21 protein-coding genes and 2 tRNA genes are annotated in these 15,175 nt (G+C 66.6%); 10 read left to right on the forward strand and 13 right to left on the reverse strand.

Going from position 1 to position 15,175, the window contains the following annotated elements:
• Genes AAG689_RS09315 through rlmD form a run of 3 tightly spaced genes read left to right on the forward strand, consistent with a single transcriptional unit; the run spans position 1 to position 2,295 of the window.
• Complete coding sequence (locus AAG689_RS09315) at positions 1–480, forward strand: Lrp/AsnC ligand binding domain-containing protein (RefSeq protein ID WP_406625698.1); 480 nt, start codon at positions 1–3, stop codon at positions 478–480.
• Positions 481–511: 31 nt separating this feature from the next.
• Positions 512–811 carry a hypothetical protein gene (locus AAG689_RS09320; protein WP_406625699.1) on the forward strand — a complete coding sequence of 100 codons (300 nt, stop codon included), beginning with the start codon at positions 512–514 and terminating at the stop codon, positions 809–811.
• 23 nt (positions 812–834) lie between these two features.
• Entirely contained in the window at positions 835–2,295 is a 1,461-nt protein-coding gene (gene rlmD / locus AAG689_RS09325; RefSeq protein WP_406625700.1) for a 23S rRNA (uracil(1939)-C(5))-methyltransferase RlmD, read from the forward strand.
• Between the two features lie 61 nt (positions 2,296–2,356).
• Here rlmD and AAG689_RS09330 read toward each other — a convergent pair whose 3' ends face one another.
• Together AAG689_RS09330 and AAG689_RS09335 are read right to left on the reverse strand one after the other, a co-directional pair.
• The gene (locus tag AAG689_RS09330) at positions 2,357–2,707 is read right to left on the reverse strand and encodes a hypothetical protein (RefSeq protein ID WP_034690480.1); all 351 of its coding nucleotides are present in this window, start codon (positions 2,705–2,707) and stop codon (positions 2,357–2,359) included.
• Between the two features lie 98 nt (positions 2,708–2,805).
• Positions 2,806–3,498 carry a Bax inhibitor-1/YccA family protein gene (locus tag AAG689_RS09335; protein WP_406625701.1) on the reverse strand — a complete coding sequence of 231 codons (693 nt, stop codon included), beginning with the start codon at positions 3,496–3,498 and terminating at the stop codon, positions 2,806–2,808.
• A gap of 197 nt (positions 3,499–3,695) precedes the next feature.
• Here AAG689_RS09335 and AAG689_RS09340 point away from each other — a divergent pair, with 197 nt between their 5' ends.
• On the forward strand, positions 3,696–4,103 hold the full coding sequence (locus tag AAG689_RS09340; protein WP_024001247.1) for a heme-binding protein: 408 nt from the start codon (positions 3,696–3,698) through the stop codon (positions 4,101–4,103).
• Between the two features lie 158 nt (positions 4,104–4,261).
• Here AAG689_RS09340 and hemP read toward each other — a convergent pair whose 3' ends face one another.
• From hemP to AAG689_RS09370, 6 genes are all read right to left on the reverse strand, one after another.
• Positions 4,262–4,471 (reverse strand): hemin uptake protein HemP, encoded by a 210-nt coding sequence (gene hemP / locus AAG689_RS09345; protein ID WP_406625702.1) that lies wholly within the window; start codon positions 4,469–4,471, stop codon positions 4,262–4,264.
• 96 nt (positions 4,472–4,567) lie between these two features.
• Positions 4,568–4,978 carry an ExbD/TolR family protein gene (locus tag AAG689_RS09350; protein WP_406625703.1) on the reverse strand — a complete coding sequence of 137 codons (411 nt, stop codon included), beginning with the start codon at positions 4,976–4,978 and terminating at the stop codon, positions 4,568–4,570.
• Between the two features lie 6 nt (positions 4,979–4,984).
• Complete coding sequence (locus AAG689_RS09355; RefSeq protein ID WP_020228201.1) at positions 4,985–5,701, reverse strand: MotA/TolQ/ExbB proton channel family protein; 717 nt, start codon at positions 5,699–5,701, stop codon at positions 4,985–4,987.
• Positions 5,702–5,719: 18 nt separating this feature from the next.
• Positions 5,720–6,415 (reverse strand): energy transducer TonB, encoded by a 696-nt coding sequence (locus AAG689_RS09360; RefSeq protein WP_406625704.1) that lies wholly within the window; start codon positions 6,413–6,415, stop codon positions 5,720–5,722.
• Positions 6,416–6,532: 117 nt separating this feature from the next.
• Positions 6,533–6,808, reverse strand: coding sequence for a bacterioferritin-associated ferredoxin (locus AAG689_RS09365; protein ID WP_024001245.1), 276 nt, complete (start codon positions 6,806–6,808; stop codon positions 6,533–6,535).
• 165 nt (positions 6,809–6,973) lie between these two features.
• On the reverse strand, positions 6,974–7,267 hold the full coding sequence (locus tag AAG689_RS09370; RefSeq protein WP_024001244.1) for an SWIB/MDM2 domain-containing protein: 294 nt from the start codon (positions 7,265–7,267) through the stop codon (positions 6,974–6,976).
• 229 nt (positions 7,268–7,496) lie between these two features.
• On the opposite strand from AAG689_RS09370, the gene rraA reads away from it, so the two are divergent.
• The gene (gene rraA / locus AAG689_RS09375; RefSeq protein ID WP_406625705.1) at positions 7,497–7,994 is read left to right on the forward strand and encodes a ribonuclease E activity regulator RraA; all 498 of its coding nucleotides are present in this window, start codon (positions 7,497–7,499) and stop codon (positions 7,992–7,994) included.
• A 6-nt stretch (positions 7,995–8,000) separates the two neighbouring features.
• Here rraA and AAG689_RS09380 read toward each other — a convergent pair whose 3' ends face one another.
• The 4 genes from AAG689_RS09380 to AAG689_RS09395 all read right to left on the reverse strand — a co-directional run bounded on the left by AAG689_RS09380 (position 8,001) and on the right by AAG689_RS09395 (position 9,653).
• Positions 8,001–8,942, reverse strand: coding sequence for a DMT family transporter (locus AAG689_RS09380; RefSeq protein ID WP_406625706.1), 942 nt, complete (start codon positions 8,940–8,942; stop codon positions 8,001–8,003).
• Between the two features lie 43 nt (positions 8,943–8,985).
• Positions 8,986–9,061: transfer RNA gene (locus tag AAG689_RS09385), tRNA-Asn, on the reverse strand.
• Between the two features lie 51 nt (positions 9,062–9,112).
• A tRNA-Asn gene (locus AAG689_RS09390) sits at positions 9,113–9,188 on the reverse strand.
• 42 nt (positions 9,189–9,230) lie between these two features.
• A complete protein-coding gene (locus AAG689_RS09395) occupies positions 9,231–9,653 on the reverse strand; it encodes a YbaN family protein (protein ID WP_406625707.1) in 423 nt (140 codons plus the stop codon).
• Between the two features lie 73 nt (positions 9,654–9,726).
• On the opposite strand from AAG689_RS09395, the gene def reads away from it, so the two are divergent.
• Entirely contained in the window at positions 9,727–10,266 is a 540-nt protein-coding gene (def, locus tag AAG689_RS09400) for a peptide deformylase (RefSeq protein ID WP_406625708.1), read from the forward strand.
• A 3-nt stretch (positions 10,267–10,269) separates the two neighbouring features.
• Here def and AAG689_RS09405 read toward each other — a convergent pair whose 3' ends face one another.
• The gene (locus AAG689_RS09405; protein ID WP_020228193.1) at positions 10,270–10,839 is read right to left on the reverse strand and encodes a LuxR C-terminal-related transcriptional regulator; all 570 of its coding nucleotides are present in this window, start codon (positions 10,837–10,839) and stop codon (positions 10,270–10,272) included.
• A 102-nt stretch (positions 10,840–10,941) separates the two neighbouring features.
• Here AAG689_RS09405 and AAG689_RS09410 point away from each other — a divergent pair, with 102 nt between their 5' ends.
• Genes AAG689_RS09410 through AAG689_RS09425 form a run of 4 tightly spaced genes read left to right on the forward strand, consistent with a single transcriptional unit; the run spans position 10,942 to position 15,169 of the window.
• Positions 10,942–11,730 (forward strand): enoyl-CoA hydratase/isomerase family protein, encoded by a 789-nt coding sequence (locus AAG689_RS09410; protein ID WP_406625709.1) that lies wholly within the window; start codon positions 10,942–10,944, stop codon positions 11,728–11,730.
• 16 nt (positions 11,731–11,746) lie between these two features.
• Positions 11,747–12,715: a Bug family tripartite tricarboxylate transporter substrate binding protein gene (locus AAG689_RS09415; protein ID WP_406625710.1), complete on the forward strand. Its 969-nt coding sequence runs from the start codon at positions 11,747–11,749 to the stop codon at positions 12,713–12,715.
• Positions 12,712–14,229: an AMP-binding protein gene (locus tag AAG689_RS09420; protein ID WP_406625711.1), complete on the forward strand. Its 1,518-nt coding sequence runs from the start codon at positions 12,712–12,714 to the stop codon at positions 14,227–14,229. The genes AAG689_RS09415 and AAG689_RS09420 overlap by 4 nt, the downstream gene beginning before the upstream one ends.
• Before the next feature lie 16 nt (positions 14,230–14,245).
• Positions 14,246–15,169 (forward strand): enoyl-CoA hydratase, encoded by a 924-nt coding sequence (locus AAG689_RS09425; protein WP_406625712.1) that lies wholly within the window; start codon positions 14,246–14,248, stop codon positions 15,167–15,169.
• The last annotated feature ends 6 nt before the right edge of the window (positions 15,170–15,175 follow it).

The raw sequence follows: 15,175 nt of genomic DNA on the forward strand, positions 1-15,175 counted from the left end.
ATGAAGGTGCATGAAGAAGACAGTCTGGATCGCATCGATCGGCGGATATTGAAGATCCTCCAGGACGACGGCCGCATCTCCAACCTCAAGCTCGCGGAAAGCGTGGCCCTGTCGCCCACAGCCGTGCTCGCGCGCGTGCAGCGCCTCACGCGCGAGGGCTACATCCTGGGCTACGAGGCGCGGCTGAACCCCCTGAAGCTCGGCGCGGGCATGCTGGTGTTCGTGGAGGTGCTGCTCGACCGCACCACGCCCAACGTGTTCGACCAGTTCAAGGCCGCCGTGCAGGTGCATCCCGAGGTCATGGAATGCCACATGGTGGCCGGCGGCTTCGACTACCTGCTCAAGACACGCTGCGCCGACATGGACGCCTACCGCCGCTTCGCCGGCGCCGTGCTGTGGCAACTGCCCGGCGTGCGCGAGACGCGCACCTACGCGGTGATGGAGGAGGTCAAGCACTCCACGCACCTGCATCTGGGCTAAGCTACGGCAAGACGCAAGAGAAGGGAAATCCATGCCATCCATCCGCCTGACCCTGGCCGTGCTGTGCGCCGGCTTCGCCACCCAGGGCGCCTGGGCCGCGTGCTACGTGGTCTACGGCGCGGACAAGCAGGTCGTCTACCGTGCGCAGACGCCGCCGGTGGACATGTCGCGCGACCTGCACGAGACCCTGCCGCAGGTGGCGCCCGGCGGCACGCTGGTGTTCTCGCTGTCGAGCGAGGGCTGCGAGCTGGAAGTCCACCGCCTGCCCGAAGCGGCCCGTGCCCAGCAGGCTCGCCCGGCGGCGCAGCAGCGGCCCGCCGAGCGCCGCTGAGGCTCTGAGACAATCCGGGGCCTATGAGCGCCCCCGATACAGCAACCATCCCCACCCTCCCGCAAGCCGCCTCTCACGATCTCCCGCCCGGCTGGCTTGAAGTCACGTCCATGGACATGGACGCCCAGGGCGTGGCGCGCAAGGACGACGGCAAGGTCGTCTTCATCGACGGCGCGCTGCCCACCGAACTGGTCAGCGCCAACACCCACCGCAAGAAGAACAACTGGGAGCAGGCCAGCCTCACCGCCATCCACCGCGAATCCAGCCAGCGCGTGCGCCCCGGCTGCCCGCACTTCGGCCTGCATGCGGGCGCCTGCGGCGGCTGCAAGATGCAGCACCTGCACGCGGACGCCCAGGTCGCGGTGAAACAGCGCGTGCTGGAGGACAACCTCTGGCACCTGGGCAAGGTCAAGCCCGAAACCATCCTGCGCCCCATCCAGGGCCCCGCCTGGGGCTACCGCTACCGTGCGCGCCTGTCGGTGCGCTATGTCGCCAAGAAGGGCGTGGTGCTGGTGGGCTTCCACGAGCGCAAGAGCCGCTATATCGCCGACATGCAGACCTGCAAGATCCTGCCCCCGCACGTCGACGCCATGCTCATGCCGCTGCGTGCGCTGATCGGCGGCATGCAGGCGCGCGGCACCTGCCCGCAGATCGAGCTGGCCTGCGGCGATACGGTGACGGCGCTGGTGCTGCGCCACCTGGAGCCGCTCTCCGATGCCGACAAGGACCAGCTGCGCGCCTTCGCAGCCGCGCACGGCGTGCAGTGGTGGCTGCAGCCCAAGGGGCCGGACACGGTGCACCTGCTGGATGAAGGGGGCGAGCAGCTCGCCTACGGCCTGCCGGACTTCGGCATCACCATGCCGTTCAGGCCCACGGACTTCACCCAGGTCAACCCGCACATCAACCGCGTACTGGTCACGCGCGCCCTGCGCTTGCTGGACGCGCGCAACCATGAACGCGTGATCGACTGGTTCTGCGGCCTGGGCAACTTCACGCTGCCTATCGCCACGCAGGCGCGCGAGGTGCTGGGCATCGAGGGCAGCGAGGCGCTGGTCGCCCGTTCGCGCGAGAACTACAAGAAAAACCAGGCCCTGGCGCAGGCGGGGCAAGCGCTGGCAGCTACCAGTTTCGTAGCGCGCAACCTGTTCGAGATGACGCCCGGGATGCTCATCGCCGACGGCGTGGCCGACAAATGGCTGGTCGACCCGCCGCGCGAGGGCGCATTCGCCCTGTCCAAGGCGCTGGCCGACATCCACCAGGCCCGCATCGGCGCCGAGGACGCGCCGCCGCTGCCCGAAGGCAGCGAGGGCTGGGCCTTCCCGCGCCGCATCGTCTACGTGAGCTGCAACCCCGCCACGCTGGCGCGCGACGCGGGCCTGCTGGTGCACCAGGCGGGCTACCGCTGCGTGGCGGGGGGCGTGGTCAACATGTTCCCGCACACCGCGCACGTGGAGAGCATGGCGGTGTTCGAGCGCGTGGATTGAGAAGGTTTTTGGCCTCTAGCGCTTGCCCAGAAAGCGCTGGCAGCTATCGCTTCTGTAGCGGCTAGCCGCGTTCGTCGTCCGCATCGTCGCGCGCGCGCCGCGCCGGGGCGGGCGGCTTGGCCTGGGTCAGCACCGAGGGCGTGCCTTCCAGCTTGTTCTCGCGCATGTACTGGTCCATCTCCTTCCAGCCCGCGAACACCTGGGCCTTCGCGGCCTTGGGGTTGAGCGTGAAGCAGTCCTCCAGCCCGCGCAGCGCGTGGCGGCAGGCGCCGCCGATGGCCTTGGCCTCGGCCTCGCGCTGCAGTGCGCGCGGGTCGGGACCCAGGCCGGGGATGGGGACATCGCAGCCCGCCAGCGGCAGCAGCAGGGCGGCCAGCAGGGCGGCGCGGTAGGGGGAGCGGAGCGGCAGCATGTTCATGCTTTATCGGCACGGGCGCGGCGCAATTGAGGCTCCGCGAAAAAAAGCCCCGGAGAACCGGGGCCTGGGAACGGAGAAAAAGGGCGTGCCGCTCAGTCGCGCTCGCCGCCCATGATGCCCAGCAGCGCCAGCAGGCTCTGGAACACGTTGAACAGGTCCAGGTACAGGGCCAGCGTGGCGCTGATGTAGTTGGTCTCGCCGCCGTCCAGGATCTGCTTGAGGTCGTAGAGCATGTAGGCGCTGAAGATGCCGATGGCGGCCACCGAGATGGCCATCATGCCGGCCGTCGAGCCCACGAACACGTTGACGATGGCGCCCACCATGAGCACCAGCGCGCCCACGAAGAGCCACTTGCCCATGCCCGATAGGTCGCGCTTGATCACCGTGGCCAGGCTGGCCATGACGAAGAACACGCCCGCCGTGCCGGCGAAGGCGGTCATGATCAACTCGGAGCCATTGTTGAAGCCCAGCACCATGCCGATCAGGCGCGAGAGCATGAGGCCCATGAAGAAGGTGAAGGCCAGCAGCACGGGCACGCCGGCAGCCGAGCGCTTGGTCTTCTCGATGGCGAACATGAAGCCGAACGCGCCGCCCAGGAACACGATCAGTCCGAGGCCGCCGCGCAGCGACTGCGTGATACCGGTGGCCACGCCGATCCATGCGCCCAGCACGGTGGGCACGAGGCTCAGCGCTAGCAGCCAGTAGGTGTTGCGCAGCACGCGGTGGCGCTGTTCCTGCGAAACGCCATAGCCCGCGGAGCCGACACTGGTGATTTCAGTATTCATCTGTTCCTCTCCTGTGGAGCCCGCAGGGTGCGGGCCGATGCGATGGATTCTAGGTGGGGACTTTTGGGCTCCATTGCAATACCCGCGCGCCATCCCGTACTTTATGGGTTGCAATCTTTTGCCCTGCGGCCATGCAGTGGGCTGGCACACGGCCGGTATGCTGTGGCGCGTTTGTTCCACCCCTTTTCTTGTTTGCCATGAAAACCAAACCCGAACTCGAACTCTCCGACGTGAAACTGATCGCCGCCGCCGCCGAGGCCGAAGCGCTGAAGCACCAGTGGGCCGTGACGATCGCTATCGTGGACGATGGTGGCCACCTGCTGTCGCTGCAGCGCCTGGACGGCGCCGCGCCCGTGTCCGCGCACATCGCCCCCGCGAAAGCCCGCACGGCCGCCTTGGGCCGCCGCGAGAGCAAGGTGTATGAAGACATGATCAACGGCGGCCGCAGTTCGTTCCTGTCGGCCCCGGCCATCGAGGGCCTGCTGGAAGGCGGCGTGCCGATCGTCAAGGACGGCCAGTGCCTGGGCGCCGTGGGCGTGAGCGGCGTGAAGTCCACTGAGGACGCGCAGATCGCCCGTGCGGGCATTGCGGCCATCGGCCTGTAAAAGCAGGGCCAGTCGTCCAAAGAAAAACCGGCTCCTGGGAGCCGGTTTTTTTTATGCGTATCGGGGGAGAAAAAAGCCTGGCTACGCGGGGATACCCGTTGGCTGGCAAATACGACCCTTCGGATCCTTAGATCCTGGAGTCGCCCCACGATGAAACTCTATTTGGTCAGGATCAGCTTGCCGAGCTTGGTGGCCTGCAGGCGGTAGATCGCGCCGTTGTGCAGGATGGTCACGGCTTTCTGTCCCTGGAGCAGTGCGCTGCTATCGACAGCCAGGCCTTCGCGGCGCTGGGGAGGTGCATCCATGGGCACGGCGGCAGCGAAGAAGCGGGAAGAAGGCTGGGAGGACAGGGCAAGGCTGGCTGACATGGTTGGATCTCCGTGCTTGGCAATGGAGTTAATGATAACCATTCTCAAATAAAAGTCAAAGCATGGCGCTGTGCTTTTTGTAAGAAAGTGCGCAATTTACTGCGTCGGGTCGGTCACGAAGCCGATCTTTCGCACGCCGGCGCGCTGCGCTGCCGACATGGCTTGGGCCACGCGCTCGTAGCGCACTTCCTTGTCGCCGCGGATGTGCAGGTCGGGCTGCGGGTACTTCTGCGCTTCGGTGCGCAGGCGCGGCTCCAGTTCGTCGTCGGTGATGTCCGATTCGTTCCAGTGGTACTTGCCATCGGCGGTCACCGACAGCCGGATGGTCTCGGGCTTGATCACCTCGCGCTCGTTGGACGCGCGGGGCAGGTCCACGGGCACGGCATGCTTCATCACGGGCACGGTGATGATGAAGATGATGAGCAGCACCAGCATGACGTCCACCAGCGGTGTCATGTTGATCTCGTTCATCACCTCGTCGGCGTCATCCTGGGTTCCGAAAGCCATGGCGCGTCAGCCCTTCTTGATCGGCAGCACCTTGCTGCTCTCGCTGGACACGTTCACGCGGGCGCCGGTCACGAAATAGGCGTGCAGGTCGTGCGCGAAGCTGTTCAGGTTGTTCAGGATGGACTTGTTGCCGCGCACCAGGGCGTTGTAGCCCAGCACGGCGGGGATAGCCACTGCCAGGCCCAGGGCCGTCATGATCAGCGCCTCGCCGATGGGGCCGGCCACCTTGTCGATCGTGGACTGGCCCGAGGAGCCGATGGCCACCAGGGCGTGGTAGATGCCCCAGACGGTGCCGAACAACCCGATGAAGGGCGCCGTGGAACCCACCGATGCGAGGATCGCCAGGCCCGACTGCAGACGCGCGGTGAATTCGTCGATGCAGTTGCGCAGGCAGCGCGTGACCCAGTCGCTTACGTCCAGGCTGTCGTGCAGATGGGCCTGCGTGTTGCGATGGTGGGCCGTGGCTTCGCGGCCTTCGAGGGCCAGGTGGCGGAAGGGGTTGGCCGGGTCGCGGCCGAGCTTGGTCAGGCCTGCCGCGAAGTCCTCGCTGTGCCAGAAGTCGCGCGCGGCACGCGCGTCCTTCTTGAACTTCACGATGTCCAGCGCCTTGATGATGATGACGATCCAGGACGCCAGCGACATGCCCAGCAGCAGCACGGCGACGGCCCGGGTAACGAAGTCGCCTTGTATCCAGACGTTGGTGATGCCGAAATGCGATTCCATGAAAACTCCTGCGGGTGACTATTGTTTGAGAACGAAGTGGATCGGTTGCTGGTACCACATGGCTTCGGGCACGCCGTTGCGGGTGCCGGGCACGAAGCGCCAGCGCAATACGGTGTCGACGGCCTGGCGGTCCAACCGCTCGAAGCCGCTGGACTTCTTGACCTCCACCTTCTGGGGCAGGCCGTCGGTGCCGATGAGCACGCTGAGCACCACCACGCCTTGCTCGCCTAGGCGCCGGCTCACGGCAGGGTAGTTGGGGGTGGGGTTGTTCAGGTGGCTTGCGTTGCTCGAAGGCTGCACGATGGCCGGCGGTGCAGGTGGCGCAGGCGGGGCCGGAGGGGCGGGCGGCGCGGCCGGCGCCTGGATGGGCGGGGCGGGCGGCTGCGGCTCGACGATGCCCACGGGCGCGGCAGGTGCAGGCGTAGGGTCCGGGATAGCCACGGGCATGGGCGCAGGGCGCGGCTTGGGCGTGCGGGGCTGGGGTGCCGGCTTGGGTGGCGGCGGCGCCGGCGGTGCGGGTGGGGCAGGGGGAGGCGGGGGAGGTGCGATGAACTCGCTCAGCACCTGGGCGGGGACGATGATTTCGACCGCCTGGCGCAGCAGCCCGGATTGCAGCGCCCACAGGCCTGCGACGTGCAGCACTACCACCGAACCCGCGATCACGGCATTGCGGCTCAAGCCCCCGGAGGAGCCATATCGATCAAACTGGGACATAGATGGGATGGCCGCTGGAACGGAACCAGCATTCGTGGGGGTGGCGGCCCTCGGAATTCTTTAGGGGTGGATCACGTCACTTGCGCAGAATCCACCAGACCGAGCACACGACGATGATCAGACTGCCTGCGAGAGTGGAAAGGAGCGCCATGTCTTGCCTTCCTGGATGGAGGAGGTGGCAAGCGGGGCCGTCTGGGGCATGGCTTCGTTGTGCAGGGCGGCGACGGGGTGGGAGTTGCAGCACTGCGCTACGACATCGCGCGCGCAGTCCTCGCAGCTTCCGCACTGGGTCGCAACGCCCAGTTCGAACTGGATCTCGTCAAAGCTCATGCCCGCGCGCGCATGGCGTGCGATCTCGCGGTCAGAAATCCGGCGGCAAACACAGACGATCATGGGAACAGACGGCCTTGGCTGGCTATTGGGAATGTGGCGCCATTATAAATGCGAATTTTTCGCATTTGCACTCTATTGACCCTGCTGACATGTAAGAAACCGCGCAGGGACGAAAAAAACCGGTATCTGCGTACCGGTTTTTTCTTGCATGGCCGTGTGACGGTCTTATTTGACGTGCTTGCCGATCAGGCCGGCCATTTCGAACATCGAGACCTGGGGCTTGCCGAACACTTCCTTGAGCTTGGCGTCGGCATTGATCATGCGCTTGTTGGAGGCGTCCTGCAGGTTGTTCGCCTTGATGTAGGCCCACAGCTTGCTGATGACCTCGGTGCGAGGCAGCGGGGCAGAGCCGACGACGGCCGCCAGCGCGGGGCTGGGGGTCAGGGGCTTCATGAAGGCAGCGTTGGGAGTGCGCTTCTTGGCGGGAGCGGCAGACGCTTCTTTCTTTGCAGTTGCCATGTTGGATTGTCCTTGTTGGAAGTGAAAAGTCACCAGCGAGAACCTGCTGCTCCACTGGCAGGCCGATGCTACTGGGAAAAAACACGTTTCCAAGGGAAGCGGTGCTTTTTTTGCCTCGATTTGTTGCCGTGGCGGCTCCCCTGGCGCTGGAGCGACAATGTGCATGCGCCGCCGGCAGGATGGCGCAATGCAGCTTGCGCATTCCACCGACCAGAAAGGCCCATGGCACATGACGACTTCCGTACCCAGCACCTGTGACCTGTGCGATGCGCACAAAGGCGACACCAGCGGCGCATTCCGCGTGCTGCCGCCGGTATTCCAGAGCTATGGCGGCGTGGCCGCATTTGGCGGGCCTGTCAGCACGGTCAAGTGCTTCGAGGACAACTCCCTGGTCAAGGCGGCGGTGGACTCCCAGGGCCAGGGGCGGGTGCTGGTGGTGGATGGCGGCGCCTCCCTGCGGCGTGCGCTGGTCGGCGGCAACCTGGCTGCCAGTGCCGCGCGTAATGGCTGGGCAGGCATCGTCGTCAATGGCTGCGTGCGCGATGTGGCGGAGCTTCAGGCGGAGCCGGTGGGCATTCGCGCGCTGGGGCTCATGCCCTTGCCGACCGACAAGCGCGGCGAGGGGCAGGCCGACGTGGCCGTGCAGGTGCAGGGCGTATGGGTGCGCCCCGGCGACTGGCTGTATGCGGATGCGGACGGCGTAGTGGTCAGCGACCGTTCTCTGTGACGCTTATCAGCGGGGGCCTACCCGCCATGCCAGCCGCGAAGGCAGGGTAGCCAGCACCACGCTGGCCAGGGCGATGCCGAAGGCCGCCCATTGCATGGCGCTGAGGTGCTCGCCGAGCACGACCACGCCGACCAGCGCGGCGCTCACGGGCAGCAGCACCGTGAAGACCCCGCCCTGCGCCGCCGGCACGACCTTGAGGCCGCTCATCCACAGCCACACGGTCCACATGCAGGCGGCCAGTGCATAGAACACGAGCAGAGACCACGTGGTCCAGGGAACGGCGCCGAAGTCGAAATCCAGCGCCAGGTACAGCCCGAAGGGCGTTGCCAGCATGAAACCCCAGAGATTGATGAGCGCGGTGATGCGCTTGGGGCCCAGCGCAGCGGTGAGTTTCTTGCCGATGACGGAATAGGCGGCTTCGCACAACGAGGCCCCCACGAGCAGTGCGTAGCCCAGCCACGGGGCATGGGAGATGCCTGCCTGCGCCGGGCCGACATGCACCCCGTGGCCCGGCTTGGAAAGCGCGAACAGGGCGATGCCGAAGACAGCGAAGCCCACCGCCACCCAGGTGCGCGGCGCCACGCGTTCACGCAGGAAAAGCCAGCTCATCACGGCCACGCATGCGGGAATGGACGCCATGATCACGCCGGCCGAGGTGGCGCTGGTGAGGCTCACACCGTAGATCATGCAGATGGTGAAAAGGAAGTTTCCCAGCAGCGACTGCACGAAGAGCAGGCCCTTCGTCTGCGGAGTCAGGGGCGGCTCCTGCACGGGCTTGCGCAGCCAGCCGAGCATGGCGATCGCACCGATGCCGAAGCGCATCCAGGCAAGCAGCAGCACCGGAAATGCCGCTGCCAGCGGCTTGGACAGCGCCACGTAGCCGCCCACGAGCGACATGCTGGAAGCCAGGTACAGGTAAGCGAGCGGACGGCTGGGCAGAGCGGCCATAAAGCAAAAGAGCTGTGCACTTGTCGTGCACAGCTCCATGAGTTGGCTCCTCAACCTGGGCTCGAACCAGGGACCTACGGATTAACAGTCCGGCGCTCTACCGACTGAGCTATTGAGGAATAATCGGTGTTTTTCTGGCAGCCTTGTGCGATTGCAAGGCTGTGAATTTGTGGCTCCTCGACCTGGGCTCGAACCAGGGACCTGCGGATTAACAGTCCGTCGCTCTACCGACTGAGCTATCGAGGAACAAGACTTAGATTATATACACAAAAAGAGGGGCTTCGAAGCTCAGCGGCCGGGCTCGGGCCGCAGCCAGAGCCAGGTGAGCACGCAGGCCATGCAGGCAGCCGCAGTGATGGACGCCCAGCGCGGAATGCTGGCCACCAGCAGAATGGCAGCGCACAGCGCCATCAGGAACGTGGCGCTCCATTTCGCATGCCTGCTCACGCGCCCGCCATCGGCCCAGTTGCGCAGCATCGAGCCGAACAGCGGGTGGCGCCAGAGCCAGGCGTGCAGGCGCGGCGAACTGCGCGCCGCAGCCCAGCCGGCCATGAGAATGAAGACGGTGCTCGGCAGGCCCGGCACGATGACGCCGATCACTCCCATCACCAGGCACAGCACCGCGAACAGCATCAGCAGCCAGCGCGCCGCCGCGGGCAGCGCTGGCTGCTCGGGCACGGGAGGCAGGGGAGGAGGCGGTTGCTGCGGCATGGAGCGCATTGTGCCGGTATGCTGCATGGCCGCAATGGCGCCATTGCCATGCGTTCCCGGACCATCCTGCGACATGACCATCCACGCCATCCTGAAGATGGGCGATCCGCGCCTGCTGCGCATCGCCCGGCCCGTCACCGTGTTCGACAGCGCCGCGCTCCACCAACTGGTGCGCGACATGCGTGAAACCATGCAGGCTGTGAACGGAGCCGGCCTGGCGGCGCCGCAGATCGGTGTGGACCAGCAGGTGGTGATCTTCGGCTCGGACCGGACCAACCCGCGCTATCCCGACAGGCCCCTGGTGCCCCCCACGGTGCTGGTCAATCCGCAGATCACGGCACTCGGCGCCGAGGAAGAAGAGGACTGGGAAGGGTGCCTGTCCGTACCCGGCCTGCGCGGCAAGGTGCCGCGCTGGGCGCGCATCCGCTACCGGGGCTTCGACGAGCGGGGCACCCCCATCGACCGGGTGGCCGAGGGCTTCCATGCACGCGTGGTGCAGCACGAGTGCGACCACCTGATCGGCAAGCTCTACCCGATGCGGGTGCGCGACTTCACGCAGTTCGGCTACACCGAGGTGCTGTTTCCCGAGATCGACGCGGCCGAGGACGACTGAGCGTCAGTACAGCCCTGCGAGCTTGGCGACGATTTCCACCGTCGTACTCGCATCCAGCTTGCGGCCGATACGGCCTCGGTGCGCTTCCACCGTGCGGTAGCTGATGCCCAGAAACTTGGCGATTTCCTTGCTGGTCCAGCCCTTGGCCAGCAACGCCACGATTTCGCGCTCGCGCGCGGTCAGGGTGACGGAGCGGCCCTTGCGCTCCGACAGATCCTCGAACATCCAGGTGGAAAAAGGCACCTGGTCCTGAGGCGTGTGGTAGCGCCCCACGACGTGGCACCACAACAGATGCCCCGAGCGGTGTTTCATCAGCCGCTCGTCGCTGTACCGGCCGGTTTCCCGCAGTACCGGCCCGCCGTGCATTCCCGTCAACTGGTATTCGCGCTCCGAGGGGTACAGCATGACCAGCGAACGGCTTTCGAGCTCATCCATGCGGTAGCCGAACATGCGTGCGAATTCTTCATTGCACCGCAGGATGACACGGGAGGAACTGGTGGCGCACAGGCCGATGGGCGCCATGTCGCAAAGCACCGATGCCTGGGGTGCCTGCGCGCCGGAAATCTGCTCCATATTGGGTTAACCCTAGGGTAGATGCACGTCTATTTTTCGCTTCGCAATCGCCCGACATTATCCCTGTCGCCTCCATCGCGGGAGGCTGGATCAGGAGACCAAATGCCGGTGCTGTGGAGCGTGGCCGACCGTGTGGGCCACATCGTCTTGAACCGTCCTGCGCATGCCAATGCGCTGGACCTGGAAATGTCCCAGGCGCTGGGAGCGGCCGTCCGCGCCGCGGCCCGGGCCGACGTCGGTGCGGTGCTGCTCTCTGCCGAGGGCGCGTTTTTCTGCGCCGGGGGAGACATCCAGGCCTTCGCCCTGCAGCGGCACGCGCTGCCCTCGCTGATCCAGCAACTGCTGCTGGAGCTGCATCCTGCGATGGAGCGCCTGGCGGCCTTGCCCGTCCCGGTCGTCAGCGCCTTGCAGGGGCCGGTGGCGGGCGCGGGCATCGGGCTGGCGCTGTGCGCGGATTTCGTGCTGGCATCGGACGACATGAAGCTGCGTGGAGGCTACGCGGGCATCGGCCTCAGCCCGGACATGGGCGCGTCCTATTACCTAGTGCAGCGCGCAGGGCCGCTGCGCGCACGGCAAATCCTGATGACGAACCGCTCCGTGCCCGCGGATGAATGCCTGCGGCTGGGGCTCATCGACGAGTTGCACCCGGCCGACGCGCTCCTGCCCGCGGCCCAGAACCTTGCCCGCCGCCTGGCGCAGGGGCCCGGCCAGGCTCTGCGCGCCGCCAAGCGGCTCTGCGCCGCAGCGGCGCACCAGCACCTGCCCGCCCATCTGGCATGCGAACAAAGCGAGCTGCTGGCCTGTACCCAGACGGCCGACGCGGCGGAAGGCATATCCGCATTTCTCGAAAAACGCGCACCCCGTTTCCCGGGGGCCTCCCTCCATTCCTGAACCACGGAGACACACCATGTATTCACTGAACCGCCGTACCTTCCTCGCAGCCGCCGGCAGCGCGGCGCTGCCGCTCGCCGGCCACAGCGCACCGCAGTTTCCTTCCCGCCCCATCCGGATGGTGATCCCGTTCGCGCCCGGCGGCACCGTGGACCCCATGGCGCGCATGGTCGCGGACGTTCTGGCCAAGCGGCTGGGCGGGACGGTCTTTTGCGAGAACAAGCCCGGCGCCAATGGGCTGGTGGCCGCCGACGCGATCATGGGCTCTCCCATGGACGGGTACCACCTGCTGTATGCGGGCAGTTCCATGTACGAAAAGATGTTCACGCTCAAGAAGACGTTCGACCCCTTCAAGAACTTCCAGCTCATCGCCCGCATCGTCGAAGTCCCCCTGGTCTTTGCCATCTCCAGCGCCATTCCGGCCAAGACGCTGCCGGAGTTCATCGACTATGCCAAGCGCAAGGGCGATTTCTCGGCCGGCAGCTGGGGCGTGGGTTCCGGAGGGCACTTGCAGACGGCGGAACTGGCGTCCCAGGCCCAGCTGAAGTTCGTGCATGCCGTCTACAAGGGCGAAGGCCCGATCCTCCTGGACGTGATGGCGGGCCTCGTGGATGGCGGGTTCTTCTCGGTCAGCGCCGCGATGGCGCAGGCGGCCACCGGAAAGCTCACGCTGCTCGCGGTGACCGGGGCGCAGCGGCATCCGCTGGCGCCCGATGTTCCCACCTTCGCGGAAAGCGGCTTCAAGGGATTCGACAGCAGCACATGGCACGGCGTGTTCTATGGCAAGGGCGTGCCGGCAGACATCGCGAGCCTGGTGGCCAACCACATCGTCGAAGGCATGGGCCAGAAGGACATCGTTTCCAAAGTGGAAAAAATGGGCATCACACCCGCGCTGCTGGCGGGAGAGCCCTTGCAGAAATTCCTGGCGAAAAACTACGAGAACCTCGAAGTGGCGATGCGCAAATTCAACATCGAGCCGCAATGAGCCGCACCATGTCGGATCGTTTCGGTATCGAGCTGGGAGATGTCCCGGACCACTATGCGGCGCTGCATCCCCAGCGGATGGCCGTGGTTTATCCGGATGGCGAGTCCATCACCTGGAGCGTCCTGGCCGCGCGCTCGAACGCCAGGGCGGCAGTCCTGCGCTCGATGGGCGTGCGGCCCGGCGACATGGTCACCATCGCACTGCCCAATTCGTGCGACTACTACACCTATTCCTTCGCGGTCTGGAAGCTGGGGGCGACGCCGAATTTCGTGTCGCACAAGCTGCCGCCGAATGAAATCGCCTCCATCTGCGCGCTGGCCTCGCCGCGCGTGGTGATCGGCGACATCGCCATGGCGGGCCCCGGCATGCAGGTGCTGTCGCCCGACCTGCTGTGCGACACGGCCTTTGGTGCGCGCATCGCGGCGGTCACGCCGCGCTACTGGAAGGCGGCCACGTCCGGCGGCTCGACGGGCGTGCCCAAGATCATCGTGGACCGCAGGCCGTTCAACCCGGCCTCCATGACCGCGCCGGATCCCGGCAGCTCGTTCATCGCGCCCGGCCCGCTCTACCACAATGCGCCCTTCATGGGCTCGCACGTCGCACTGGCCAGGGGCTGCCTGGTGGCGGGCATGCGCCGCTTCGATGCGGAGCAGACCCTGCGGATGATCGACCAATACGCGATCGAGCACGTGAGCCTGGTGCCCACCATGATGCACAGGATCTGGACCCTGCCGGACGAGGTGAAGCGCCGCTACCGGCTGGATTCCGTCCGCAAGGTCTGGCACTACGGCGCGCCCATCGCGCCGTGGCTCAAGGAGCGCTGGATCGACTGGCTGGGCGCCGAGAAGATCTGGGAGTTCTACGGCAGCACCGAATACCTGGGCGCCACCGCCATCCGGGGCGACGAATGGCTGGCCCGCAAGGGCTCGGTGGGGCGACTGGTCGGCGGCGGCGCGATGAAGGTGCTGCGGCCCGACGGCGGCGAGTGCCCGCCGGGCGAGGTGGGCGAACTGTATTTCCTGCCCCCCGATCCGGCGCAGCGCCCCTACCACTACGTGGGCGCGCAGTCCCGCACGGCGGAGGGTGGCTGGGAGTCCGTCGGGGACATGGGCTACGTCGATGGCGACGGCTACCTTTTCCTGGCGGACCGGCGGGTCGATCTGATCCTGCGCGGCGGCGCCAACATCTACCCCGCGGAGATCGAGGCCGCCATCGACGCCTTTCCGGGCGTGCGGGCCTCGCTGGTCGTGGGGCTGCGCCACGAAGACCTGGGCGAAGTGCCGCACGCCATCGTCGAAGTGGCGGACGCGCGGTCGTTCGCCGCGCCCGCGATGGTGGCGCACCTGCGCTCGCACCTCGCGCCCTACAAGCTGCCGGCCACGCTGGAAATCGTGGAAACCGGACTCAAGGACGACGCCGGCAAGGCCCGCCGCGTGGCCGTGCGCGACGAGCGCCGCGCGTGGGTGGCCGAGGGCCGCCACCTGGACCGGTTCATCGCCGTCCACCATGCATAAGCACCAGGAGACCCCCATGAAGCACACTCCCACCGACTTCGCCGAGCGCGAGGAAACCACCGCGCAGATGGCCGACGGCGGCGTCCGCTATGTCCGGCGCGGCCCCGCGATCGCGCAGATCGTCATGGACCGGCCGCAGGCGCGCAACGCGCAGGACATGGCCATGACCTACGGGCTCAACGCTGCGTTCATGCAGGCCGCCCACGACGACGAGATCAAGGTGATCGTGCTCAGCGGCGCGGGCGCGCATTTCTCGGCGGGGCACGACCTTTCGGGCGACCACGGCAAGACCTGGCGCGACTTTCCCACCACCAGCACCTGGGCTGCCTTCGACGCGCCGGGCATGGAGGGCCGCTGGGGGCGCGAGCACGAGATCTACCTGGGCATGTGCGAGCGCTGGCGCAACATCCCCAAGCCCACCATCGCCGCCGTGCAGGGCAGTTGCATCGCCGGCGGGCTGATGCTGGCCTGGGCCTGCGACCTGATCGTGGCCGCCGACAACGCGCGCTTCCGCGACCCGACGCTGGAGTTCGGCGCGCCGGGCTGCGAGTTCTTCATGCATCCCTGGGAGCTGGGCACGCGCAAGGCCAAGGAATGGCTGTTCATGTCGGACTGGATCAGCGCGCAGGAGGCGCAGCAGCGCGGCATGGTCAACCGCGTGGCGCCGCCGGACGAGCTGGACGCCACCGTGATGGCGATGGCGAACACCATCGCTGCCAAGTCCAGCATGGTTCTCAAGGCCGCCAAGGAAACCGTCAACCAGATCCAGGACATCGCCGGGCGGCGCGACGGCATGGCGGCCGCGTTCAGCATCCACCAGCTGGTCCACGCGCACAACGAGCTGGCGCACGGCTTCCTCATCGATCCGACGGGCGTTCCGCCGTCCGTGCGCGCCAAGCTGGAAGAGCGCGTGGCCCAGCGCCGCGCGGCAGCGAAGTAGCGGGGC

Source organism: Acidovorax sp. SDU_ACID1, from assembly GCF_045291395.1.
Lineage (GTDB): Bacteria > Pseudomonadota > Gammaproteobacteria > Burkholderiales > Burkholderiaceae_C > MR-S7.

Bases quoted from the DNA above. Each gene is read 5' to 3' on its own strand.
- AAG689_RS09315 (WP_406625698.1), top strand. From the start codon at position 1: ATGAAGGTGCATGAAGAAGACAGTCTGGATCGCATCGATCGGCGGATA.
- AAG689_RS09320 (WP_406625699.1), top strand. From the start codon at position 512: ATGCCATCCATCCGCCTGACCCTGGCCGTGCTGTGCGCCGGCTTCGCC.
- rlmD (WP_406625700.1), top strand. From the start codon at position 835: ATGAGCGCCCCCGATACAGCAACCATCCCCACCCTCCCGCAAGCCGCC.
- AAG689_RS09330 (WP_034690480.1), bottom strand. From the start codon at position 2,707: ATGCTGCCGCTCCGCTCCCCCTACCGCGCCGCCCTGCTGGCCGCCCTG.
- AAG689_RS09335 (WP_406625701.1), bottom strand. From the start codon at position 3,498: ATGAATACTGAAATCACCAGTGTCGGCTCCGCGGGCTATGGCGTTTCG.
- AAG689_RS09340 (WP_024001247.1), top strand. From the start codon at position 3,696: ATGAAAACCAAACCCGAACTCGAACTCTCCGACGTGAAACTGATCGCC.
- hemP (WP_406625702.1), bottom strand. From the start codon at position 4,471: ATGTCAGCCAGCCTTGCCCTGTCCTCCCAGCCTTCTTCCCGCTTCTTC.
- AAG689_RS09350 (WP_406625703.1), bottom strand. From the start codon at position 4,978: ATGGCTTTCGGAACCCAGGATGACGCCGACGAGGTGATGAACGAGATC.
- AAG689_RS09355 (WP_020228201.1), bottom strand. From the start codon at position 5,701: ATGGAATCGCATTTCGGCATCACCAACGTCTGGATACAAGGCGACTTC.
- AAG689_RS09360 (WP_406625704.1), bottom strand. From the start codon at position 6,415: ATGTCCCAGTTTGATCGATATGGCTCCTCCGGGGGCTTGAGCCGCAAT.
- AAG689_RS09365 (WP_024001245.1), bottom strand. From the start codon at position 6,808: ATGATCGTCTGTGTTTGCCGCCGGATTTCTGACCGCGAGATCGCACGC.
- AAG689_RS09370 (WP_024001244.1), bottom strand. From the start codon at position 7,267: ATGGCAACTGCAAAGAAAGAAGCGTCTGCCGCTCCCGCCAAGAAGCGC.
- rraA (WP_406625705.1), top strand. From the start codon at position 7,497: ATGACGACTTCCGTACCCAGCACCTGTGACCTGTGCGATGCGCACAAA.
- AAG689_RS09380 (WP_406625706.1), bottom strand. From the start codon at position 8,942: ATGGCCGCTCTGCCCAGCCGTCCGCTCGCTTACCTGTACCTGGCTTCC.
- AAG689_RS09395 (WP_406625707.1), bottom strand. From the start codon at position 9,653: ATGCCGCAGCAACCGCCTCCTCCCCTGCCTCCCGTGCCCGAGCAGCCA.
- def (WP_406625708.1), top strand. From the start codon at position 9,727: ATGACCATCCACGCCATCCTGAAGATGGGCGATCCGCGCCTGCTGCGC.
- AAG689_RS09405 (WP_020228193.1), bottom strand. From the start codon at position 10,839: ATGGAGCAGATTTCCGGCGCGCAGGCACCCCAGGCATCGGTGCTTTGC.
- AAG689_RS09410 (WP_406625709.1), top strand. From the start codon at position 10,942: ATGCCGGTGCTGTGGAGCGTGGCCGACCGTGTGGGCCACATCGTCTTG.
- AAG689_RS09415 (WP_406625710.1), top strand. From the start codon at position 11,747: ATGTATTCACTGAACCGCCGTACCTTCCTCGCAGCCGCCGGCAGCGCG.
- AAG689_RS09420 (WP_406625711.1), top strand. From the start codon at position 12,712: ATGAGCCGCACCATGTCGGATCGTTTCGGTATCGAGCTGGGAGATGTC.
- AAG689_RS09425 (WP_406625712.1), top strand. From the start codon at position 14,246: ATGAAGCACACTCCCACCGACTTCGCCGAGCGCGAGGAAACCACCGCG.